Raw genomic sequence first — 23143 nt, 5'->3', positions numbered from 1 at the left:
ATTTTTAGTCGATTGATTTAGTTCGTAATCGCAATGCATTGGCTATAACCGACACCGAGCTAAAGCTCATGGCCAGGGCTGCGATCATGGGCGAAAGCAAAATCCCAAAGAAGGGATAGAGTACCCCTGCTGCCACCGGCACACCAATGGTGTTGTATATCAATGCAAAAAATAAGTTTTGTTTTATGTTTTTCATCACGGCCTCACTAAGGTTCCGTGCTTTTACAATGCCGTGCAGGTCGCCTTTTACCAAAGTGATCATGGCGCTTTCTATGGCCACATCGGTACCCGTACCCATGGCAATACCCAAATCGCTTTTGGCCAATGCTGGAGCATCGTTGATACCATCACCCGCCATGGCGACCACTTTGCCGTTGTTTTGAAGCTGTTCCACTTCCTTCATTTTATCCTCGGGCAAGGTTTCGGCCTTAAAATCATCCAAATGTAACTCACTGGCCACTGCTTTTGCGGTCGTTGCATTGTCTCCCGTAAGCATGATCACTTTTATTCCTTTATCCTGAATTGCTTTGATCGCTTTGGCACTTGTCTCCTTGATTTTATCACCAATGGCCACAAAACCGTGACATTTACCATCAATGGCCAAATAGGAAACCGTTTTACCTTTCTCCTGTGCTTTTTTGACCTTTTCCATCATATCATCAGAGATGTCAACATTGGCTTTTTCCATCAATTTGATGTTCCCCAACTTAATCTCCAAATCCTTGATCTTGCCTTCAACACCCATACCCGTCACGGCATTGAAATATTTTGTCTTTAGAATTTTGACCTCCTTTTCTTTGCCATAATTCACCGTCGCTTGTGCCAAAGGGTGTTCGCTATTGGCATTTACCGACACTAGATATTGCAGCAATTCTTCTTCTGAATAATCATCCGAAAACACTACCAATTGATCAAAAGTAGGCTTGCCCTCGGTAATGGTTCCTGTTTTATCAATGATCAGGGTGTCCACATCGGCCATTTTTTCCAAGGCTTCCGCGTTTTTGATCAGCACTCCGTTTTGGGCACCTTTTCCTATCCCTACCATTACGGACATGGGTGTGGCGAGACCGAGTGCACATGGACAGGCGATGATCAATACAGCAATGGCATTGATCAAAGCGTAAACATAGGTTGGTTGGGGACCCCATATCGCCCAAACTGCGAATGTCAAAATAGAAATAATGACAACTGCTGGCACAAAATAAGCGGATACTTTATCAGCCAAATTTTGAATGGGTGCACGGCTTCGGCTGGCTTCGTTCACCATCTTGATGATTTGTGAAAGCAGGGTGTCGCTACCCACTTTTTCAGCTTTCATCAAAAAGGTTTGGTTACCATTGATGGTTCCGCTGCTTACTTTGTCATCCACTGTTTTTTCAACTGGAATGGGCTCTCCTGTGATCATGGATTCATCCACCGAAGTGTCTCCCTCTGTAATGATGCCGTCCACAGGAATTTTTTCGCCAGGTTTCACACGGAGAATATCATCCTTTTCTATATCATCAATGCTTACCTCAACTTCTCCCCCATCCACAACTTTGATCGCTTTGTTGGGCGCCAATTTCAATAATTCCTTTACCGCATTATTGGTTTTGCTGTGCGCCCTAGCCTCTAACAATTGACCCAAAAGCACCAAGGTGAGGATTACGGTTGCTGCCTCAAAATACACGTGAACCGCACCTGTTTCCCCTTTAAACTGGTCAGGGAAAAATCCTGGGAACAACAATGCGAGCACACTAAATATAAAAGCCACGCCCGCACCAATACCAATTAAGGTAAACATGTTCAGGTTCCACGTTTTAATGCTTCGATAAGCTCTTTCAAAAAACATCCATGTGGCGTAAAAAACCACGGGAAGCGATAGGACAAACTGAACCCAATTCCAATATTTTGGCTCCATTAGCTCATGCAACGGATTATTGGGAATCATATCGCTCATAGCTATCAGAAAAATGGGCAATGTGAACGCAAGGGCAATCCAAAACTTTTTGAGCAGTTTTTTATATGTTTTTTCCTCTGCGCTGGCTTCCGGTTCTTTGGGTACTAAATCCATTCCACATTTTGGGCAAGAACCCGGACCATCCTCCAACACTTCGGGGTGCATAGGACAGGTCCATTGTTGCTTGGAACCCGCAGCCGTATTTTGCTCCTCCACCAAATCCATTCCACAAACAGGACAATCGCCAGGTTTATCGTAGGTTCTGTCTCCCTCGCATTGCATAGGGCAATAAAAGGTGCCATTTCCATTGGAAACCGATTTTTTCTCTTTTTTCTTTGGTTTATGATGATGGCCTTCAGCATGTATACTGTAACCGCCTCCATCTTTTTCCAAAGCTTCCTCGAACTTTTTGATTGGAATATGCTCCTCCATCTCAATCACGGCCTCGGCTTTTTCCAGATTTACCTCAACCCCGGTAACCCCATCCACTTTGGAAAGGGTTCCTTCTACATGATTTCTACAGCCATTACAGCTCATTCCGTGTATGTGATAGGTATGTTTCATCTTGTTTGTTTTTTTTATTCAAAACTAGCTGAACACCAGCCGGAAGCTTTTCACAATTCTGGGTATCTTTTATACAATTTGATCTAAAGGCCTCCGATTCCAATCTTGCACTTTTCGGTATTCACTCATGGACATTCCTGTTATCGATTTAAACTGTTTGGCCAAATGGCTACTGCTCTTATAGTTCAAATCATAAGCTATTTCAGAAAATGTCTTGTTTTCCATCTGGATTTCTTCCTTTACCCGCTCAATTTTCAAGAGGATGAAGTACTTTTCAATGGTCAGCCCCTCCTTGGCACTAAACATTTTACTGAGCACCGAATAATCCTTGTTCATTTTTTCTGACAGGTATTTCGAGAGATTCCGTTGCAAATCGCCATCCAAAGCATTGATCAAGTGTTTTTTAATGTCAGCTATATAACTTTCATTCACACCCTCGATCAATTCAAAACCATTTTTGACCAAAATCTCTCGAATACGCTCCAATTGGTTTTGTGCCCCATCAGAAAATTGGACTTCTCCCAAATCCATATGTACCACCTCGATGCCCGCATTCTGAAACTCTTGTCTCAGAACGCCTTTGCATCTATCGCAAACCATATTTTTTACTTTAATCCGCATCGCTGGTACAATTCAAACTTTAATTAATTGTGAGTATGTCCGTCCGCCATGTGCTCCTCGTTCAACACATAGGTCATCCCGCAAACTGGGCATTTCCCTTCTTCATCGCTTCCACTGCCTTTACAATGCATTGGGCAAACATATGTGGAGGTATATTCCTTACCTTCCATTTTTGCGGTTTCCATGCCTTCCATGTCATGCCCTTCATGATCCATACTGTCCATGTCGTGACCTTCTTCATGTTCCATGGTTGCTTCCGTAGAAGTTTCTTTTGCTTCCTCCGTTTTTCCTTTGCACGATACCGTAAGTACCAACACTGAAGCGAATGCGATTCCGATAATAGTTCTAATGTTTGTTCTCATTTTTGACATTTTAAATTTACTTGTTAATTAAATAATTGATGATGGCAGATTGTAGATAATACAACTGCACCGATTGTATTTGATTGGTCTGAAACTTTAATTGCAACTCTTGAATATCGAGCACATCGTTAAAGTCGATGGTGCCCGTTTCGTAGTTCTTGATCAGGATTTCTTCGGCATCCTTGGCCTGTTTTAGGTTTTTTGCTTGGGTTTGATGCGCAATGCGTGCCTGGTTCCGTTGCGAAATGGCATTGGCATAGGCATTTTCCAGCACGTTCAATCGTTCCTTTTTTTGGAATTCAATCTCTTTTTGACGAAGCTCGTTCTGTTTGGTGGTCGATTTAAACTTGTTGTTGAAAATGGGAACGGAAAAAGTGAACATCGGCATTACAATATCCTTTCCATTATCGTTAAAAACCATATTATCCCGTTCCGAAACAGGGATATAATCCAACCCTATCCCAAAACTTGGAGCATTTTCCTTTTGGTTGAGCAATTCCGATTGGGTTACCGATTCATACAACTGATCATACTTGAGCAACTCTGGATTAAGGCTCAAATCTTCTTTGTTGAAAATGGGGTCGTCCACAGGAATATCCATTTCATCCACCACCTCAACCCCAATACTTTCATCTCGATTCAGTAAATTATTGAAGACAGCCTGCTCCGCTAGGTACGATTGCTTCAGCACTTCTTTCTGCTGTTGCAGTTCATTTTGACGAATTTGAAGTTTTAAAACATCCACCGCAGAGGCATTTCCCACTTCAACAGAGGTCAAAGCCAAGGTTTCATAGGTTTTCAATAACTCAATATTTTCCTGCAACACCTTTTGCTTGGCCTTGATTCCATACAATTTATAGTAGGATTGCGCTACGGAAAGGGCCAATTTTCGTTTGGCGATCACAATTTCTGCATACTCGGTCTCCGCCATGGAACTTGCATAGTTTTCCCGTGCGGTGATCGTCCCGAACCAAGGTAACATTTGCGATACCGAAAATCTGGCACGCTGTGCCCCAGTTCTGGTCTCCGGTTCGCTCACAAAATATCCTGCCGCTATGGTGGTATTGGGCAAAGTGTTCACCTCATTTACCTTTTCCTTTGCGATGTTATAGCGGAGTTCCAACGCTTGGATCATGGGACTGTTCAACTCGGCTTCTTGCAAATAGCTTTCCAAGGACTGGGCGTTAACCCCAAAAGCCGTTAAAGCAAATAGTATGTATATGAATCTCTTTTTCATCGGTTTTGCATTTTAAGTTGCAACTCACTTTTCCAACTGTAAAGCACGGGCACCACAAACAAGGTGATCAACGCGATCAGCATACCTCCAAAACTTGGAATGGCCATCGGAATCATGATGTCACTTCCTCTACCCGTACTGGTAAGCACGGGCAAAAGTGCCAAAATGGTGGTCGCTGTGGTCATCAAACAAGGCCGGATACGTTTTTCGCCTGCTTCCAGTACCGAGGTACGGATGCTTTTTAAATTGTTGGGTTTGTTCTTGTCAAAAGTTTGGGTAAGGTAGGTGGCCATCACCACCCCGTCATCGGTAGCAATACCGAACAGGGCAATAAAACCGACCCAGACAGCCACACTCAGGTTAATCGTATGCATTTGGAAAAGGTCACGCAGGTTCTCACCCATAAAACTGAAGTTTAGAAACCAATCCTGACCATAGAACCAAATCATTAAAAAGCCACCTGCAAAAGCCACCGTAATTCCAGAAAAAACCATTAGGGAAGTAGCAACCGACCTAAACTGAAAGTAAAGTATCAAAAAGATGATTAATAGGGCCAAGGGAACCACCACGGACAAAGTTTTTTCTGCACGTAACTGGTTCTCATACGTCCCGGTAAATTTATAGCTGATGCCTTTTGGCACCACCAATTCGCCACTTTCTATTTTTTCTTCAATCTTGGCCTGTGCATTTTCCACCACATTGACCTCTGCATAGCCATCTTGCTTATCAAATAGCACATAGCCCACCAAAAAGGTGTCTTCGCTCTTAATCGCTTGTGGTCCCTGCTCGTATCGAATGGTTACAAGTTCGCTCAATGGAACGGGACTTCCTTTTTGCACCGGAACATAAATATTTTCCAAATCGGTTGGGTTTTCCCGAAGTTCCCTTGGGTAGCGCACCCGAACACCATAGCGCTCCCTTCCTTCCACGGTTTGGGTCAAATTCATACCTCCAATGGCCACCTCAAGAATTTGTTGCACATCTTCAATTACAAGTCCGTAGCGTACCAATTTTTCACGGTCAATATCGATGAGCAGATAGGGCTTCCCTACGATTCGGTCTGCAAAAACGGCCTCATCCTTAACCCCTGCGGCTTCTTTTAAAATGGGTTCCAATTGAAGGCCAAAATTTTCGATTTCCTTTAAATCCTGACCTTTTACCTTAATACCCATAGGAGCGCGCATTCCTGTTTGAAGCATCACCAATCGTGTTTCGATGGGTTGGAGCTTGGGCGCCGAAGTGACGCCGGGCAACTTGGTCACCTTTACAATTTCATTCCAAATATCATCCGGACTTTTGATCTCGGGACGCCAGTTTCGGAAATATTCCCCATCATCATCTGGAATTAAAAGATTCCGATTTATTCGCAACGGTTCGCTTACATGATTTTCAGTATAGTTTTGTTCGTTGCTCACTTTCAAGTTTGGATTGGCCAATACTTTTCCGTTGCTCAGCTCAAAATATCCATCGGGATTGATTTTGAATCGTTGTGGACTTCCAGCATCATTTTTCTGGTACTCTGACCGATACTGAATAATGTTCTCGTACATGGAAAGTGGTGCAGGGTCCAATGCAGATTCGGTCCTACCAGCTTTACCCACTACAGTTTGAATCTCGGGGATGGTGGCAACGGCCATATCCAGCTGTTGCAACACCCTTTTGTTTTCTTCAACTCCTGCATGGGGCAAGGAAGTGGGCATCAAAAGGAATGAGCCTTCATTGAGCGAGGGCATAAATTCCTCCCCTGTGTTGCGCATGATCATAAATCCGAAGACAACTATTACAGAAGGAATAGAAAGAAATAGCAGTTTGTTTTCCAATGCCCATGTTAAAATGCGGCTGTAATATTGTCTGAATAGGTAAAATACGCCCAATAAAACACCACAAATCAAGCCAACAAAAATTAGGTTGATGGCAATACTGCGATCAAAGCCCAAGGGTCTCCAATAGGTGGCCAACAAGAAAATAATTGTAGTAACGCAGATACCCACATTGAGCATTCCAGCTTGTTTAGCATCTAGAATTTCTCTCAACTTCAAGATTCCAGAAACGCCAAAGGCGATCAAGGCCAGTCCCGACCAATATCCGAAACCGATGGCAACCAATCCCAAAACAATCAAAATGCCGTTCCAGATATACTTGAATAGTTGATTAGAGCTTTTCTTTCTAAAAATTATCGCTGCAAAAGGCGGAATCAAAAAGAGCGCTACAATGATGGAGGCCGTCAATGCCATGGTCTTGGTAAAAGCCAATGGTCTAAAAAGTTTTCCTTCGGCACCGACCATAGTGAATACGGGTATAAAACTGATAATCGTGGTCAGTACGGCCGTTAAAATTGCTCCTGAAACCTCGGAAGTGGCATTGTAGACCACCTCATTTATGGACAAGTTTTCATTGTTTTCGTCCATATGTCGAATAATATTCTCGGAGAGAATGACACCGACATCGACCATGGTCCCAATGGCAATGGCTATTCCTGAAAGTGCCACGATGTTGGCATCTACTCCGAATATTTTCATGGCGATGAAGACCATGAGAACGGCAATGGGCAACAAACCAGAAATTAGAATAGAGGCTCTAAGGTTGAACACCATAACCACAATGACCAAAATAGTGATGAGAATTTCGAGCGTTAAGGCTTCATTCAAGGTTCCCAGGGTTTCTTGAATGAGTTCAGTTCTATCATAAAAGGGAACAATGGTCAATTGCGAAGCGGTCCCATCTTTCAATTCTTTGGATGGAAGTCCCGCACTCAATTCCTTGATTTGTTGTTTTACATTGTTGATAACCTCCAACGGATTGGCTCCGTATCGGGCCACAACCACACCACCAACTACTTCGGCTCCTTCCTTGTCCAAAATTCCGCGACGCACCGCAGGCCCCAAAGAAACATGGGCAACATCCTGCACGCGAATGGAGGTGTAATCCGTTGCGGTCACTACTGCATTTTTGATATCGTCCAACGATTTGATGTAGCCAAGTCCACGAACTAAGTATTCCGCTTTGTTGATTTCCAAGGTCTGGGCACCAATATCCCGATTACTTTGCTTTACGGCTTTGACGACTTGATCCAACCCCACGTTGTACTGTTTCATCAATTCAGGATCCACATCCACTTGGTATTCTTGCACAAAACCACCGATGGAGGCTACTTCAGATACGCCCGATGCAGAAGAAAGTGCATATTTTACGTAGTAATCCTGTACACTGCGCAACTCTTGCAAATCCCATCCACCCGTTACATTACCATCTTTATCACGGCCCTCCAAAGTGTACCAAAAAATCTGCCCCAAAGCGGTGGCATCTGGTCCCAAGGCCGGGTTTACTCCTTCTGGCAATAAGTTATTTGGGAGTGAATTGAGTTTTTCCAAAATGCGACTGCGACTCCAGTAGAACTCCACATCCTCTTCAAAAATAATGTAGATGCTAGAAAACCCGAACATGGAAGAACTTCGGATGGTCTTCACCCCGGGAATACCCAATAAAGAAGTCGTCAACGGATAGGTAATCTGATCTTCGATATCTTGCGGAGAGCGCCCGGGCCATTTGGTAAACACAATCTGTTGGTTTTCGCCGATATCGGGAATGGCATCGACGGCCACGGGATTACTAGGCAAAATGCCACCAGTATCCCAATTAAAAGGAGTGCTTACAATGCCCCATGCCATAAAAACCAGCAGGAGCAACACGGCCACCAATTTGTTCTCTATTAAAAATTTGATGCTTTTGTTCAGCATAAAGGTTTGATTTAAACATTAGATCGATACAAAAAATGCGCATAAACGCAACTGCCCAACCAAATTGGCCGGGTACATTCAATCAATGCTTAAATCAAATAAGGAAAGTCTGATCTAGAACCTGCACGTCCCTTATCAATGGGGGTGGATTATACTCATTAAAGGAGCTTGGTTCTTCGGAATCAATTTCGAAAAGTTGAAAATAGGTCTGGACAAAGCTTACCAAAAAGACTTGTTGGTCCAGACTAAAGTTTTCAAAGGAGATTTTTAGGTCGTCCTGACCTTGAACAGTGAACGACTCATCATCACAACACGATTTTTCCATATCCATGTCCATACCGCAATCGTCGGCATGGGCAAAAAAGGAAATATCCATCACACGGCCCATACAGATATGCTTGTCCACCGTCCACGAAACCGTGGAGGCCAACAGCAAAAGTGCCATTACCGAGGATCCTATTTGATGGAAAAACTGTTTTATTCGACTACAAAACTACAAAATATTAACATTTATTGTTTTGCTTAACAGAACTTTATCTGTTTTTAAGCTGTAAGCTTGTTTTCTTTTGTCGTACAAATCCACTATTCAATACATTTGCAAAAAAAAATTACCTCATGCTAAAATCATTGGAACCCAAGGTCCTCGAAATCATAAAAGATGAAAACAAATCAGTAGATGCCCGTTTGGGGGAAATCTGTGAACTTTTGCGCAATAATGTCGATTATTACGATTGGGTCGGGTTCTACTTTAAAAATGGCGACAAGGCAGAATTGAAATTGGGCCCCTACGCTGGTACTCCTACCGACCATACTATTATCCCCTTTGGCAAAGGCATCTGCGGACAGGTTGCCGTGAGCAACCAGAACTTCGTCGTACCGGATGTGGCAGCCCAAGACAATTACATTGCTTGCAGCATCACGGTAAAAGCAGAGATTGTTGTTCCGCTATTTGTGAATGGTGAAAATGTGGGGCAAATCGACATTGACTCCAATACACCAGACCCATTTACGGAAGAGGATGAACGTTTTTTGGAATTCATCAACCAGAACGTTGCTGAAATTCTGTAAAACTTCTCCCATTTTGTTGATAAACCGTTCTGCTTTTTAGCTTCAAAAAAAGTACTTTTGTGCGCTTAATAAATTGATTTTAAGACATAGAAGATGACTGCCAAAAAAGCCTCTGCCGCATTAATTTCCGTATTTCATAAGGATGGACTGGAACCCATCGTAAAAAAATTGGACGAACTTGGTGTAACTCTTTATTCCACAGGAGGTACCGAAAAATTTATCCGTGATCTAGGTATCAACGTGGTACCTGTTGAGGATGTTACCAGTTACCCGTCCATTTTGGGGGGACGCGTAAAAACACTGCACCCAAAGGTTTTTGGTGGCATTTTGAACAGACAGGACAACGAGAGCGATGTTTCCCAAATGAAGGAATTTGATATTCCACAGTTGGACATTGTGATCGTAGATCTTTATCCTTTTGAAAAAACCGTTGCCAGTGGCGCATCGGAACAAGATATTATCGAGAAAATTGATATTGGAGGCATCTCTCTCATCAGGGCCGCTGCCAAAAACTTCAAGGATGTGCTTTGTGTATCGTCCATGGAGGATTACGAAGACTTTTTGAATGTGATTTCCGAAGGAAACGGAAGCACTAGCTTGGAAGACCGCAAACGTTTTGCAACCAAGGCCTTCAACATTTCCTCACATTACGATACGGCCATTTTCAACTACTTCAACCAAGAAAAAGAAGAAACCGTGTTGAAAATAAGCGAGACCAAAGGTCAGGTATTGCGTTACGGTGAAAACCCACACCAGAAAGGATTCTTCTTTGGTGATTTTGATGCGATGTTCTCCAAAATGCACGGTAAGGAATTATCCTACAACAATCTATTAGATGTGGATGCTGCCGTAAATTTGATGGTAGAATTCAAAAACGATGACCCAACTTTTGCGATTTTAAAACACAACAATGCCTGTGGGTTAGCCACCCGCAGCACCATTAAACAAGCCTATGTGGATGCATTGGCAGGTGATCCAGTTTCAGCTTTTGGTGGTATTTTAATTTCCAATGTTGAAATTGATAAACCTACGGCCGAAGAAATTCACAAATTGTTCTGCGAAGTAGTAATTGCTCCAAGCTATTCTAATGATGCTTTGGAAATCTTGAAAGGCAAGAAGAATCGAATCATTCTTGTCCAAAATGAAATTGACTTGCCAGACACTTTGGTACGGACTTGTTTGAACGGTGTTTTGGTTCAGGATAAGGATTCCAAAACCGACACAAAGGAAGACCTGAACCCCGTGACCGACAAAAAGCCGACTCCAGAAGAAATTGAGGACTTGATTTTTGCTTCTAAATTGTGCAAGCACACTAAAAGTAACACCATTGTTTTGGCAAAGAACAAACAATTGTGTGCAAGCGGAACTGGGCAAACATCGCGTGTTGATGCATTGAACCAAGCCATCCACAAAGCACAATCCTTTAACTTTGATTTGAACGGTGCGGTTATGGCCAGCGATGCTTTCTTCCCCTTTCCCGATTGTGTGGAAATTGCGGACAACGCGGGCATTAAAAGTGTGATTCAACCCGGGGGATCAATCAAGGATCAATTGAGCATTGATTATTGCAACGAAAATGGATTGGCCATGGTGATGACGGGTACAAGACATTTTAAACATTAATTTTAGTACTTTAGCCGTTAAATTTTACCGTTAATCCGAAAAACAGACAATTTGTATGGGATTTTTTGATTTCATGACCGAGGAAATTGCCATTGACCTTGGTACTGCAAATACCCTGATCATCCACTTGGACAAAGTGGTTGTGGACAGTCCTTCCATTGTGGCAAGGGACCGTGTATCGGGGAAAATTATCGCGGTGGGCCGCGAAGCCAACATGATGCAGGGGAAAACCCATGAAAACATCAAAACCATACGACCGTTGAAAGACGGGGTAATTGCCGATTTCGATGCTTCGGAAAAGATGATCAGTATGTTCATCAAAAATATTCCGGCACTCAAGAAAAAATGGTTCCCGCCGGCACTTCGCATGGTCATTTGTATTCCTTCTGGGATTACTGAAGTGGAAATGCGTGCGGTACGCGAATCTGCTGAACGTGTAAACGGTAAAGAAGTATACTTGATTCACGAACCAATGGCCGCTGCCATTGGTATTGGTCTGGACATTATGCAACCGAAAGGAAACATGATCGTGGATATAGGCGGTGGTACTACGGAGATTGCGGTCATTGCACTTGGTGGTATTGTTTGTGACAAATCCGTAAAAATTGCTGGTGATGTGTTCACCAACGATATTATCTACTATATGCGGACCCAACATAACTTGTACGTGGGCGAAAGCACCGCCGAGGCCATCAAAATAGAGATTGGTTCGGCTACCGAGGATTTGAAATCCCCACCAGAGGATAAATCCATACAAGGCCGCGACCTATTGACGGGAAAACCAAAACAGGTCCATGTTTCCTACAGAGAGATTGCCAAAGCACTCGACAAAAGTATTTTAAGGGTAGAGGATGCCGTTATGGAAACCTTGTCACAAACCCCACCCGAACTTGCAGCGGATATTTACAATACAGGTATTTATTTGGCAGGTGGTGGATCCATGCTCCGAGGTTTGGACAGAAGGCTTTCCCAAAAAACCGATTTGCCCGTGTACATCGCCGAAGATCCTTTGAGGGCCGTTGTGCGGGGTACGGGCATTGCTCTTAAAAACTTGGAGCGCTATAAAAGTATTTTAATAAAATAGACTTGTATTTTCTGCGGTTCTATTACCTTCAAGGAGTTGAAAAACCTTCTTAACGATACGATTGCATGCAACGCATCATCAATTTTGTTTTACGCTACCGAAATGCATTTTTGTATGCTTTTTTTGCGTTTATCGCATTGGTGATGACGATTCGCTCCCATTCCTACCATCAATCCAAATTTTTTAATTCATCCCGATGGGTGTCTGGAAGTATTTACGGTGCTGGGTCAGATGTGTCTTCGTATTTTAATCTACAAGAAGAAAATAAACGATTGGTCGAGGAAAATCAGCAGTTGCGCAAAATGCTATTCAATGCCCAATATGACAGCATTGAACCTTTGGATTCCACCCTGGCCATCTATCAGGTATTGAACGCGAGGCTCATCAAGAATAGTTTTACCTCTCCCAGAAATTATGTTTTAATTGACAAAGGAGAGAAAGATGGGGTACAACAAGATATGGGCGTAATTACCACCGATGGGATTTTGGGAATCGTAGAGAATGTCTCCAATAATTTTGCCACGGTACAAAGTGTGCTGAACACCAAATCCAACATCAACGCAAAAATTAAGGGCACCGAATACTTTGGTTCCTTGATTTGGGACACTAAAGATTATAAGGTGGTACAATTGATAGATATTCCAAGATTGGTTCCCTTGGTCGTTGGCGACACTATTGTAACTGGGGGCATGTCCAGTATTTTTCCAGAAAACGTTCCCATTGGGATCATTAAAAAATACGACTTGAACGCATCAAAGAGCTTTTACGATATAGATGTGGAACTGTTTTCGGATATGGCCAACATCAAAAATGTATATCTTATAGAGAATAAGGACAAAGAGGAGATTGAGGAATTAGAATCCAGAACCATAGAATGAACAATACCCTGATCATAAATATGCTGCGATTTGTGTTATTGGTCATCACACAGATTTTGATATTTAACAATCTCAACTTTCTGGGTTTTATCAACCCGTTTATATATGTGATTTTCTTTTATTGGTACCCCATCAAAGGGAACAGGGCACTTTTTATGCTTACTGCATTTTTATTGGGGCTGGTCATTGATATTTTTTCTGACACCCTTGCCTTGAATGCTTTGGCCTCGGTTACCATTGCCTATGCAAGACCCGCCATTATGCGGTTTTGTTTTGGTGTAAACTACGATTTTCAAAGTTTCAGCTTTAAGAACACCACCAAGGTACAGCGTATCACCTTTATGGCTTTGCTCGTTTTTATCCATCATCTGATATTCTTTTCGTTTGAAATTTTAAGTATCGCCCATATCCTATTAATTTTGAAGAAAGTTTTCGCCACAGGTATTGTAACTTTAATACTTTGTGTATTATTCAGTTCACTATTTAGTCCAAAAAGCGAATAAAAACGTAGTTTTTATCGTTGGGGTATATAAGAAGCCCTAGAATTTAGGTTGGTCATGAAGAAATTATTGCTGTCATCCATTATTGTACTTATAGGATTCACCTTTATTGGCAGGTTATCCTATCTGCAATTGTTTCGGTTTTCGCCCGATCAAATTTTGGATGATCCCGCCATAAAAAAAGTCTACGACTATCCTGAAAGAGGCTACATTTACGACAGGGACGGCAAACTATTGGTAGGCAATCAGCCTGCATACGACGTTATGGTCATCCCAAGGGAAGTAAAACCTTTGGACACTCTGGAATTTTGCAGTCTTTTGGGTATTGATAAACTTGAATTCCTTTCCAAAATGGAAAAAGCGAGAATTTATTCTCCTCGGCTACCCTCTGTTTTGGTGCCCCAACTCTCCAAAGAGGATTATGCCAAGCTTCAGGAAAAAATGCGGCACTTCACCGGTTTTTATATTCAAAAGAGGTCGTTGCGCTATTACAATACCAAAAGTGCGGCCAATGTACTGGGCTACATCAGTGAGGTAAACGAATGGGACCTAAAAAACAATCCGTATTATGTTGCCGGAGAATTAAAAGGACGTACAGGTATTGAAAAGCAATATGAAGAAATATTGAGAGGCCGAAAAGGTGTCAAGCATATTCAGAAAGACCGTTTTAACAGGGATATTGGGCCTTACAAAGACGGAAAATTGGACACCCTTCCCAAACAAGGCAAAGAGATTCACATTACCTTGGACAAGACTCTGCAGGAGTATGGGGAAAAATTGATGCACGGCAAACGTGGGGGCATTGTGGCCATTGAACCCAAATCAGGAGAAATATTGGCCATGATTTCGGGCCCGACCTACGACCCCGCCCTTTTGGTAGGCAGGGAACGCTCCAAAAATTATAGCAAACTACATTACGATACCATATCCAAACCTACTTGGGACCGTTCTATTTTAGCACAGCCTTCCCCTGGATCACCTTTTAAAACACTTAATGCCTTAGTGGGCTTACAAGAAGGCGTAATAGATACCAACACCAAATTTAGGTGCTATCACGGGTTCTACGTAGGCAATACGCTCAGGGGATGCCATTGTGGTGGTGGTATTCGAGATTTAAATTCAGGTATTTACCAATCGTGCAACGCCTATTTTGCCGGAGTCTTCCGAAAAATATTCGACAAATACGAGACTACCGACGAAGGCATGGATATGTGGGAAAAGCACATGAAAAGTTTTGGTCTTGGTGATTTCTTGGGTACCGACCTCCCTACTGGAGCCCCGGGAAGAATTCCAGATGTGGCCTATTATGATAAGTGGTATGGGGATGGCCGGTGGGCGGCATCCACGATCATATCCAATTCCATTGGTCAAGGGGAAATTGCGGCCACTCCTCTACAATTGGCCAATATGACCGCTGCCATTGCCAATCGTGGATATTTTTACACGCCACACATAATTAAGAACGTTGGGGATAATGGTAAGATTGACCCCAAATACACCGAGCCCCGATACACCACCATAGACAGAAAACATTTTGAACCTGTAATTGAGGGCATGGCCAATGTGTATAATTATGGAACAGCAAGGTGGGTCCAAATTCCAGGTATTGAGATAGCTGGAAAAACAGGTACTGTGGAAAATTATATCCGTATTGATGGAGAGCGAATGCAATTGACCGACCATTCCGTTTTTGTCGCCTTTGCCCCTATTGAAAACCCCCAGATCGCATTGGCGGTCTATATTGAAAATGGGTATTACGGATCACGCTATGCGGGTCACATTGCCTCGCTTTTGATAGAAAAATACATTAAAGGGGAGATTACCCGAAAAGATTTGGAAAAGCGCATGCTGGAAAAAACATTGGAACACGAGTATGCCAAACCATATAGTGGAGAACCTTTTGAAATAAACGAATATGAGTGGTAGGGGGCCTTTTGGCAGATTGGATTGGATTACCGTAATCCTCTACGCACTTTTGGTATTTATTGGTTGGATCAATATTTACTCCACATCGGTGGGCGAAGCCAGTACCTCCATTTTTGATTTTTCCACTTTATACGGCAAACAGCTATTTTTTATAGGCCTTGCCGCTTTGGGCATCATCTTCGTGCTCTTTGTAGAATCACAGTTTTTTGAACGCTTTGCTTCAATCTTCTATATTGTTTCGATTGTTTTGCTTTTGGGCTTGTTTGTTTTTGGAAAAACCATAGCTGGGGCAACTTCTTGGTACGACCTTGGTTTTTTTAACCTTCAACCTTCGGAGTTGGCGAAAGTGGCAACCTCCTTGGCACTGGCCAAGTTTTTAAGCGACATCCAAACGGATATTCGGACAAGAAAGCATCAAATTTATGCCTTGATCATCATCTTATTGCCCGCGTTATTGATATTGCCACAGCCCGATCCAGGAAGCTCACTTATTTACTTTTCTCTCTTTTTTGTGCTATTTAGAGAAGGGTTTCCCATCTATTACTTGGGCATCCTCATTTTTGCGGTCGTTTTATTTGCTACAACTTTAATGTTCGGAACTGTTTGGGTCACCATAGGGTTGATCATTTTAACCCTATTGATCTACACATTCAAAAAGGCATCCGTAAAAATTCCTATACTCCCCGTTGTAGGGGTGATTGTTGTTTCGATACTCTTTTCCCTATCTGTAAATTTTGTATTTGAAAATGTATTTGAACAACGTCACAGAGATCGTTTTTCATTATGGTTGAGTTTGGAAAAGGACGAAGAAAAGCTTGATGAAATCCGAAAGACCATTGGCTACAACACCTATCAATCCGAAAAAGCTATCGAATCGGGCGGTTTTACCGGAAAAGGATTTATGGAGGGTACACGGACCAAAGGGGATTTTGTGCCCGAGCAGCATACGGATTATATATTTAGCTCGGTGGGCGAAGAATGGGGGTTTTTAGGCACTTCTGCCGTAATTCTATTGTTTTCATTATTCTTTTTACGGTTGATTTATATTGCGGAGCGGCAAAAGAGTGACTTTAGCCGAATGTATGGTTATGGGGTGATTTCCATTTTGGTGTTCCACTACTTTATAAATATTGGAATGGTAATCGGGCTGTTACCCACTATCGGGGTTCCATTGCCCTTTTTTAGCTACGGTGGCTCTGGTTTGATTTTCTTTACGATGTTATTGTTCATCTTCCTAAAACTGGATTCCAACCGCTTGAAGGACGGTATTTAAAATTTCCAATCTTGGGTATCAACCCGAGCTTCTATTGCTGATTGCCAATTTTCAGGTTGGTTTTGAAAAAAATCAATACCTGTTTTCTCCTCGATTTCATCAATGGGCACCACAAAATTTTGAAGTGGTTCTTGACTTTCTTCTGCTGGCATCAAAAAGGCCAGTACTTGCGCTCCTTCACCATTACCTTTCAACACAATCTTGTAAAAAGTGCGCGGCACATCTACATCCTCGATTCCAATCTCTTCTAAATCATTTTCCAACACCCCTCCGGTTATCACTATTAAATCACCATATTTTTTGCACCAATAACGGACTTTCTGCTCCAATCGGTTCCAAATTCCGGCATTGAAGTGTTTATCCTGCGGACTTATGTTACTTGTATAAAAAGTTTCGTTGTACGCTTGTTCAGAAAACCGTCGGTCACCAGCAGGAAGCAAATGCCCCCTATTGTACCCAGAACCTCTGTAATTCCGCCAATCTGCCGATTTTGTTTTCACCATTGGGTCTTCAATAAAATAGGGGCGTTCCCTATCATCATAGGTAAGATGCTCCCTTTTAAGGGTGTATGCCACCCACTCTGCTTGTTCGTGGGTTTCACTATAAGAAAGTGTATAGTAGGTATGTTCCACTACTTCACCTGTTGTGGAACTGGGCAAAAAATCGGTTTGCACCAAGTCTCCCTTTGTACCATTTGGATTGGAATAGGTTGCCGGGGTATAGAAATTTTCAAACAACCAAAAGCCAATAACACATAGTGTTATGAGCAGGGCATAAATTGTTCTGTTCTTCATTGGTCACAATCGTTAGTTGAAACCCCGCCTGCGGCAGGCAAGTATGCACTTTTTAGTGCAAGACTTTGAGTTTCTACAAATCTCATCGTCTTAAGAGTTATTAAATTATGGATTATTGAGTTATTAAAACGTCTAAACAACTGAGTAGCTTAATAACCCAATAACGGTTTGCAATTTCATTGTTTTTCAAAACCTATGGATTTTTAGTTAGTCAACTATTGTACTGATAGAACTCGTCTGGAGTTCATAACGTTGCATAAAAAAACCAACCCATAAGAGTTGGCTTTTAATACTATTTTTATAAACGACTATCCTTTTACGCTAGCCAATTTATTTTCTTCTCTTTTGATATTGTTCTTGTGAAGGTCCTTTAGCACATTTACAGCTTCTTCAACATAAATGTCTCGTGCTAGGTCTTTATGCCATCTATCTCTTTTTTCCCTGAGAACAGAATCTTGGGTAAATAGTTCCTTCTCGTATTGCAAGGAACTAAAAGACAGTTTGGAATCGTAATCCCTCAGGCTCTTGAACTTTTCCGAACGCTTTTTGGCTTCTTGTTCTTTGCTTACATAAGCATCGTATTTAAGGGAAATGGTGTTTTCATCTTGCTGCTCTTTCAACCATTTCGCATTTTCCTCAATAAGCTTGATCTGCTCATTTTTCGCCATACGCTCTTTACTGTTTTTTACGGCTTCATCAAAATCAATATAGCCATCCCAAACTTCGTAATCCGCAGGGGTAATTTTATCCCAACCAAGCGGGTTTTGCTGGTCGCGTTCTCCAAGATCTATATAACTGTACCGGTCCGGAACCACAATATCGCTCTTTACACCTTCCAACTGGGTAGACCCACCGTTGATTCGGTAGAATTTTTGGGTTGTCAATTTAATGGCACCCAAATCTCCATGTTCGTTGCCCCTTACAATATTGTCCAAAGGAATTACATTTTGAACGGTTCCCTTTCCGAAAGTTTGTTTGCTTCCAATGATTACCGCTCTTTTGTAATCTTGCATGGCAGCGGCCAATATTTCCGAGGCGGAGGCGGATAGTTCGTTCACCAAGATAACCAATGGTCCATCCCACTGGATACGCTCATCCTTGTCCTCGTGAACTTCTTTGCGTTGGCCAGAGGAACGAACCTGAACGATAGGTCCATCCTTAATGAACAATCCTGCCATTTCGACAACCGTTTTTAAAGATCCTCCACCGTTGTCGCGCAAATCCAAAATAATTCCTTCTGCGCCTGCTTCTTTTAAACGTTCCAATTCCTTGGCCACATCGGTTGCTGCGTTTCTTTCGGAGTAATCTTCAAAATCCACATAGAATTTTGGAAGATTGATCAATCCATACTTTTGTTCACCAGCATCAATAGTTGCTGATTTAGCGTAGGATTCTTCCAATTCCACAACATCTCTAGTTATGGAAACCGTTTCAATGGTTCCGTCTACTTTTCTTACTGTCAAATCAACCACGGTTCCCTCTGGGCCCTTAATCAATTTAATGGCATCTTCCAATCGCATGCCCACAATATTGATGGGTTCCTCACCCTCTTGCCCTACTTTGAGTATTTGATCTCCAACTTCCAGCGACTGATCTCTCCAAACGGGGCCACCGGAAATAATTTCCACGATTTTGGCTCCTTCAGGCTTTTTCTGCAATCGGGCTCCGATACCTTCAAACTTACCGGACATACCAATGTCAAATTTTTCCTTTTCTTCTGGAGCAAAGTAAAAAGTGTGGGGATCAAACTCCTCTACAATGGTGTTCAAGTATTGTACAAACCAATCTTTGCGTTCCAAATCACCCACAAAGTCGAAAAACTCGTCCAAGGTGTTTTTGGTTACTTCCCTTGCTTCTTCCTCTGTAGTGACCTTATCAACAGTACTAGGAATATCATTAAAAGCCAATATCTGATCGGTATTCGAAGCTGCTTCCTGATTTGCATCAGAGATCATATTGTCTACCTTATTGTCAAAAACGTTTAGGGTATTGTACTTTAGCTGTTTTCTCCAACGTTCCTTAAGTTCTTTTTTGTTGGCCGCAAAATCTTGTTCGTCATAATCGATTTCAATGGATTCATCAAGTGTATAGTCAAAAGGGGTAGCAAGCACTTCTTTATAAATATCCTTGGCTTCCTCCATTCGCACCATTAAACGCTGGTATACGGTATTGAAAAATTCGATGTCGGTATTTCTGATCTCATCATCGATCATAAACCTGTATTTTTCAAATTCCCTGATGTCACTTTTTAGAAAGTATCTTTTGGTAGGGTCGATGATGTCAATAAAATCATCAAAAACATTGGAGCTGAAGCTATCGTTGACTTCTTTGGGTTCATAATGCCCTTTTTCCAAAACGTAGGAAATCAGTTCCAATAAAAATTTATCCTTGTCGTCGTTATCAAAAGACTTATTGGTAAAACTGCAGGAGGCAACTGCAACAAGAATAACCAAAAGTGCCAAAATAAAGTTCTTTTTCATAATGTGATTTTTCTAGAGCGAAATAATCTGACCTCATACTGTCAAATCTTCATTACATCACCCATCGTTTCTACTTGTATGAATTCTCTAAGATACAGAAAAAACCGTGCCAGTCCTTTCCACCGCATTTAATTTTTTGTTAAACGCCCAAGGCTTCATATCCTTATGAAAAACGTATTTTTATGGCTTAAATTATCCAAGATGGAAAAACCGCTTATTCTGGTTACCAACGATGATGGAATCACAGCTCCAGGACTTAGGGCGTTAATCCGCACCATGAAAGAACTTGGTGATGTTGTGGTAGTGGCTCCCGACAGCCCGCAAAGTGGTATGGGGCACGCCATTACGGTGGACAGCACTCTGTTTTCCAAAAAGGTGGTCGTTGACCATAAAGAAGGTGCACCAAGCGAGTACAGTTGCAGTGGAACCCCTGCCGATTGTGTAAAATTGGCACTTCGGGTAATTTTGGACAGAAAACCCGACATTTGTGTAAGCGGCATCAACCACGGGTCCAATTCGTCTATCAATGTGATTTACTCAGGAACCATGAGCGCAGCCATTGAGGCCGGTATCGAAGGTATCCCTGCCATTGGATTTTCGTTGTGCGACTATGCTTGGGATGCCAATTTTGAGCCTGCGTTGGGTTCCATCAAAAAAATTGTTTCCGAAGCTTTGACCAATGGAATTCCAAAGGGAACTGTGTTGAATGTAAACATCCCGAAAACGGAAACAGTACCCAAAGGAATACGGATATGCAGGCAAGCAAGGGGAAATTGGAAAGAGGAATTTGACAAAAGAACTAGTCCTTCTGGAAAGGATTATTATTGGTTAACGGGAGAATTTGAACTTTTGGACAAAGGCGAGGATACGGACGAATGGGCCTTGGCACAAGGCTACATTTCGGTAGTGCCTACCCAGTTCGACCTTACGGCACACCACGCCATACCACAAATAAACAACTGGAACTTAAATGAACAATAAGAAAGAAATCATCATAGGATTTATCGTAGGAATTATTGCAAATACCTTTGGAACTTTGCTCTACATTCTCATGTTTTCCGATTTGGGCATTGTGGAGACCTTTAATGCCGCCATAGAGCAAGGCCATATTGGCAGCTTATTGGCATTGGGCGCCATCTTGAACTTAGTGGCGTTTTTTGGATTTTTACGAATCAAAAGAGATCAACGGGCCAAGGGAGTTATGTTGGCCACTTTGGTAACGGCATTGGTTATATTGTTGTACAAAGTGATGTCGTAAAAAGCGAAGAACACAAGAGCTAGTTCAAGATTAAACGGTTTCACTGAAAACTTTTGAACTTGAACTTGATACTTGAACTTGATACTTGTCAATGAAATATTACATCATAGCTGGTGAAGCATCGGGGGACCTGCATGGTTCCAATTTGATCAAGGCCCTTAAAAAAGAGGATACCTCGGCAGCGATTCGTTGTTGGGGCGGTGATTTGATGCAACAAGCTGGCGGAGAATTGGCAAAACATTACAAGGACATGGCCTTTATGGGTTTTTTGGAGGTGCTGATGAACATTCCCACCATCTTCAAAAACATTTCATATTGTAAAGAAGATATTCAAAAGTTCAATCCAGACCAGATTATTTTTATTGATTTCTCCGGTTTTAATCTTAGGATTGCAAAATGGGCCAAAGAACACGGCTTTAAGACCAATTATTACATTTCACCTCAAATTTGGGCATCAAGAGAGGGCAGAATCAAAAAGATTAAGCGGGATATTGACCATATGTACGTAATCCTGCCTTTTGAAAAAGATTTTTACGAAAAAAAACACGGTTATCCAGTACAGTTTGTGGGGCACCCCCTTATTGATGCCATTGAAAACACCCCGCTTCAGGATAATGAAACGTTTCGAAAAGAAAACGGCCTACATCCTGACAAACCCATCATCGCCTTATTGCCCGGTAGCCGAAAACAAGAAGTTCAAAAGATGTTGGAGGTAATGCTTTCCGTAAAAAAGGATTTTCCCGATTACCAATTCGTCATTGCAGGAGCTCCAAGTCTTCCCGATGAGTTTTACACCCCATTTCTCAAAGGTGACAAAGTGGAATACGTTTCCAACAAAACCTATACGCTCTTGAAGCATTCACACGCCGCTCTGGTTACCAGTGGAACTGCCACTTTGGAAACGGCTCTTTTTGGCATCCCTCAAGTGGTATGCTATAAAGGGAATTGGATTTCCTATCAAATCGCGAAGCGCATCATTACGTTGGATTACATTTCCTTGGTGAACTTAATCATGAAACGAGAAGTTGTTAAAGAGCTTATTCAGAATGATTTATCAACAAAAAATCTTAAAATAGAACTTTCCAAAATCGTAGAAGGAGCCGAGCGGGAACGTATATTGTCCGATTATAAGTTGTTGAAAGAAAAGTTGGGAGGAAAAGGCGCCAGTCAAATGGCGGCCAAATTAATTGTGAAAAATGCGTAGTTTTATCTTCCAAGAATGTAAATCTATTCTTGGATGTTACGAAAAACCATAATCTTACTGTTGCTTTTTACCATTTTCGCTTGCGGTCCAGGTAAAAAACGACGCACCTACAGCAAGACCCGAACCGTTACGGTAGAGGGGTCCACCGAAGACACTTCCCCAAAAAAAGAACCCGAAAGGGTACGTAAAAAAGAGGGGCGTAAAAATGCTAAGGCAAACGAAATTATTTCCACCGCATTGACTTTTTCCGGAACCCGTTACAAATATGGCGGGACCACCAAAAGGGGCATGGATTGCTCTGGACTGGTCTATGTTTCCTTAAAGGAAAACGACATTATGTTCCCCAGAACTTCATACCAAATGGCCTTGGAAGGTAACAAGATCAGGGTTAACGATGTGGAGAAAGGAGACTTGCTATTTTTTAAGACCAGCAAAACGGGCAGGCGCATCAACCACGTAGGATTGGTGGTCGATGTGGATGGAGACGACATTAAATTTATTCACGCCACAACCTCACGCGGCGTGCTGGTATCCTCGTTACGGGAAGGATACTGGAACAGCGCTTTTGTAAAGGCCATGCGCATCCTGTAAGGTG

19 protein-coding genes are annotated in these 23143 nt (G+C 42.2%); 11 read left to right on the top strand and 8 right to left on the bottom strand.

Annotation, left to right across the window (positions count from 1 at the left end):
* Window positions 1-4 precede the first annotated feature (4 nt).
* The 6 genes from AC13CS_RS17665 to AC13CS_RS17640 form a co-directional block, all read right to left on the bottom strand.
* On the bottom strand, window positions 5-2503 hold the full coding sequence (locus AC13CS_RS17665; protein ID WP_482889053.1) for a heavy metal translocating P-type ATPase: 2499 nt from the start codon (window positions 2501-2503) through the stop codon (window positions 5-7).
* A 69-nt stretch (window positions 2504-2572) separates the two neighbouring features.
* Window positions 2573-3124: a helix-turn-helix domain-containing protein gene (locus tag AC13CS_RS17660; protein WP_482889052.1), complete on the bottom strand. Its 552-nt coding sequence runs from the start codon at window positions 3122-3124 to the stop codon at window positions 2573-2575.
* A 23-nt stretch (window positions 3125-3147) separates the two neighbouring features.
* Window positions 3148-3486, bottom strand: a complete 339-nt coding sequence (locus tag AC13CS_RS17655) for a heavy metal-binding domain-containing protein (RefSeq protein WP_482889051.1) — start codon at window positions 3484-3486, stop codon at window positions 3148-3150.
* A gap of 16 nt (window positions 3487-3502) precedes the next feature.
* Window positions 3503-4723, bottom strand: coding sequence for a TolC family protein (locus AC13CS_RS17650; RefSeq protein WP_482889050.1), 1221 nt, complete (start codon window positions 4721-4723; stop codon window positions 3503-3505).
* Window positions 4720-8460 carry an efflux RND transporter permease subunit gene (locus tag AC13CS_RS17645; RefSeq protein ID WP_482889049.1) on the bottom strand — a complete coding sequence of 1247 codons (3741 nt, stop codon included), beginning with the start codon at window positions 8458-8460 and terminating at the stop codon, window positions 4720-4722. The genes AC13CS_RS17650 and AC13CS_RS17645 overlap by 4 nt, the downstream gene beginning before the upstream one ends.
* A 94-nt stretch (window positions 8461-8554) precedes the next feature.
* Entirely contained in the window at window positions 8555-8920 is a 366-nt protein-coding gene (locus tag AC13CS_RS17640; RefSeq protein WP_482889099.1) for an HYC_CC_PP family protein, read from the bottom strand.
* A gap of 155 nt (window positions 8921-9075) precedes the next feature.
* Here AC13CS_RS17640 and AC13CS_RS17635 point away from each other — a divergent pair, with 155 nt between their 5' ends.
* From AC13CS_RS17635 to rodA, 7 genes are all read left to right on the top strand, one after another.
* Window positions 9076-9528, top strand: a complete 453-nt coding sequence (locus tag AC13CS_RS17635) for a GAF domain-containing protein (RefSeq protein WP_293165381.1) — start codon at window positions 9076-9078, stop codon at window positions 9526-9528.
* Window positions 9529-9621: 93 nt separating this feature from the next.
* Window positions 9622-11151: a bifunctional phosphoribosylaminoimidazolecarboxamide formyltransferase/IMP cyclohydrolase gene (gene purH, locus AC13CS_RS17630; RefSeq protein ID WP_482889048.1), complete on the top strand. Its 1530-nt coding sequence runs from the start codon at window positions 9622-9624 to the stop codon at window positions 11149-11151.
* A 55-nt stretch (window positions 11152-11206) separates the two neighbouring features.
* Entirely contained in the window at window positions 11207-12235 is a 1029-nt protein-coding gene (locus tag AC13CS_RS17625) for a rod shape-determining protein (protein ID WP_293165385.1), read from the top strand.
* Window positions 12236-12300: 65 nt separating this feature from the next.
* Entirely contained in the window at window positions 12301-13113 is an 813-nt protein-coding gene (gene mreC, locus AC13CS_RS17620; protein WP_293165387.1) for a rod shape-determining protein MreC, read from the top strand.
* Window positions 13110-13616, top strand: coding sequence for a rod shape-determining protein MreD (locus AC13CS_RS17615; RefSeq protein WP_293165389.1), 507 nt, complete (start codon window positions 13110-13112; stop codon window positions 13614-13616). Before mreC ends, AC13CS_RS17615 begins: the two co-directional genes overlap by 4 nt.
* 54 nt (window positions 13617-13670) lie before the next feature.
* A complete protein-coding gene (locus AC13CS_RS17610) occupies window positions 13671-15539 on the top strand; it encodes a penicillin-binding transpeptidase domain-containing protein (RefSeq protein ID WP_293165391.1) in 1869 nt (622 codons plus the stop codon).
* Window positions 15529-16812: a rod shape-determining protein RodA gene (gene rodA / locus AC13CS_RS17605; protein WP_293165393.1), complete on the top strand. Its 1284-nt coding sequence runs from the start codon at window positions 15529-15531 to the stop codon at window positions 16810-16812. Before AC13CS_RS17610 ends, rodA begins: the two co-directional genes overlap by 11 nt.
* On the opposite strand, the gene AC13CS_RS17600 is transcribed toward rodA, so the two are convergent.
* Both AC13CS_RS17600 and AC13CS_RS17595 read right to left on the bottom strand, forming a co-directional pair.
* On the bottom strand, window positions 16809-17606 hold the full coding sequence (locus AC13CS_RS17600; protein ID WP_293165395.1) for a DNA/RNA non-specific endonuclease: 798 nt from the start codon (window positions 17604-17606) through the stop codon (window positions 16809-16811). The genes rodA and AC13CS_RS17600 overlap by 4 nt on opposite strands.
* Before the next feature lie 308 nt (window positions 17607-17914).
* Window positions 17915-20086, bottom strand: coding sequence for a carboxy terminal-processing peptidase (locus AC13CS_RS17595; RefSeq protein WP_293165397.1), 2172 nt, complete (start codon window positions 20084-20086; stop codon window positions 17915-17917).
* A 201-nt stretch (window positions 20087-20287) separates the two neighbouring features.
* Here AC13CS_RS17595 and surE point away from each other — a divergent pair, with 201 nt between their 5' ends.
* The 4 genes from surE to AC13CS_RS17575 all read left to right on the top strand — a co-directional run bounded on the left by surE (window position 20288) and on the right by AC13CS_RS17575 (window position 23139).
* Window positions 20288-21067, top strand: a complete 780-nt coding sequence (surE, locus tag AC13CS_RS17590) for a 5'/3'-nucleotidase SurE (protein WP_293165399.1) — start codon at window positions 20288-20290, stop codon at window positions 21065-21067.
* Window positions 21057-21344: a hypothetical protein gene (locus AC13CS_RS17585; RefSeq protein WP_293165401.1), complete on the top strand. Its 288-nt coding sequence runs from the start codon at window positions 21057-21059 to the stop codon at window positions 21342-21344. Before surE ends, AC13CS_RS17585 begins: the two co-directional genes overlap by 11 nt.
* Window positions 21345-21435: 91 nt before the next feature.
* Window positions 21436-22548, top strand: a complete 1113-nt coding sequence (lpxB, locus tag AC13CS_RS17580) for a lipid-A-disaccharide synthase (protein ID WP_482889047.1) — start codon at window positions 21436-21438, stop codon at window positions 22546-22548.
* Between the two features lie 33 nt (window positions 22549-22581).
* A complete protein-coding gene (locus AC13CS_RS17575) occupies window positions 22582-23139 on the top strand; it encodes a C40 family peptidase (protein ID WP_482889046.1) in 558 nt (185 codons plus the stop codon).
* Window positions 23140-23143 lie beyond the last annotated feature (4 nt).

The sequence above is a fragment of the Flagellimonas sp. B-3 genome, assembly GCF_056857835.1.
The sequence above is the reverse complement of the archived record's forward strand: the minus strand, read 5'-3'. Positions and strand labels throughout refer to the sequence as shown.

Excerpts from the sequence above, each read along its gene's own strand:
- AC13CS_RS17660 (WP_482889052.1), bottom strand. The coding sequence starts at position 3,124 with ATGCGGATTAAAGTAAAAAATATGGTTTGCGATAGATGCAAAGGCGTT.
- AC13CS_RS17615 (WP_293165389.1), top strand. The coding sequence starts at position 13,110 with ATGAACAATACCCTGATCATAAATATGCTGCGATTTGTGTTATTGGTC.
- AC13CS_RS17600 (WP_293165395.1), bottom strand. The coding sequence starts at position 17,606 with ATGAAGAACAGAACAATTTATGCCCTGCTCATAACACTATGTGTTATT.
- AC13CS_RS17655 (WP_482889051.1), bottom strand. The coding sequence starts at position 3,486 with ATGAGAACAAACATTAGAACTATTATCGGAATCGCATTCGCTTCAGTG.
- AC13CS_RS17575 (WP_482889046.1), top strand. The coding sequence starts at position 22,582 with ATGTTACGAAAAACCATAATCTTACTGTTGCTTTTTACCATTTTCGCT.
- rodA (WP_293165393.1), top strand. The coding sequence starts at position 15,529 with ATGAGTGGTAGGGGGCCTTTTGGCAGATTGGATTGGATTACCGTAATC.
- AC13CS_RS17610 (WP_293165391.1), top strand. The coding sequence starts at position 13,671 with ATGAAGAAATTATTGCTGTCATCCATTATTGTACTTATAGGATTCACC.
- AC13CS_RS17645 (WP_482889049.1), bottom strand. The coding sequence starts at position 8,460 with ATGCTGAACAAAAGCATCAAATTTTTAATAGAGAACAAATTGGTGGCC.
- AC13CS_RS17595 (WP_293165397.1), bottom strand. The coding sequence starts at position 20,086 with ATGAAAAAGAACTTTATTTTGGCACTTTTGGTTATTCTTGTTGCAGTT.
- surE (WP_293165399.1), top strand. The coding sequence starts at position 20,288 with ATGGAAAAACCGCTTATTCTGGTTACCAACGATGATGGAATCACAGCT.
- AC13CS_RS17650 (WP_482889050.1), bottom strand. The coding sequence starts at position 4,723 with ATGAAAAAGAGATTCATATACATACTATTTGCTTTAACGGCTTTTGGG.
- mreC (WP_293165387.1), top strand. The coding sequence starts at position 12,301 with ATGCAACGCATCATCAATTTTGTTTTACGCTACCGAAATGCATTTTTG.
- AC13CS_RS17585 (WP_293165401.1), top strand. The coding sequence starts at position 21,057 with ATGAACAATAAGAAAGAAATCATCATAGGATTTATCGTAGGAATTATT.
- AC13CS_RS17635 (WP_293165381.1), top strand. The coding sequence starts at position 9,076 with ATGCTAAAATCATTGGAACCCAAGGTCCTCGAAATCATAAAAGATGAA.
- lpxB (WP_482889047.1), top strand. The coding sequence starts at position 21,436 with ATGAAATATTACATCATAGCTGGTGAAGCATCGGGGGACCTGCATGGT.
- AC13CS_RS17625 (WP_293165385.1), top strand. The coding sequence starts at position 11,207 with ATGGGATTTTTTGATTTCATGACCGAGGAAATTGCCATTGACCTTGGT.
- purH (WP_482889048.1), top strand. The coding sequence starts at position 9,622 with ATGACTGCCAAAAAAGCCTCTGCCGCATTAATTTCCGTATTTCATAAG.
- AC13CS_RS17665 (WP_482889053.1), bottom strand. The coding sequence starts at position 2,503 with ATGAAACATACCTATCACATACACGGAATGAGCTGTAATGGCTGTAGA.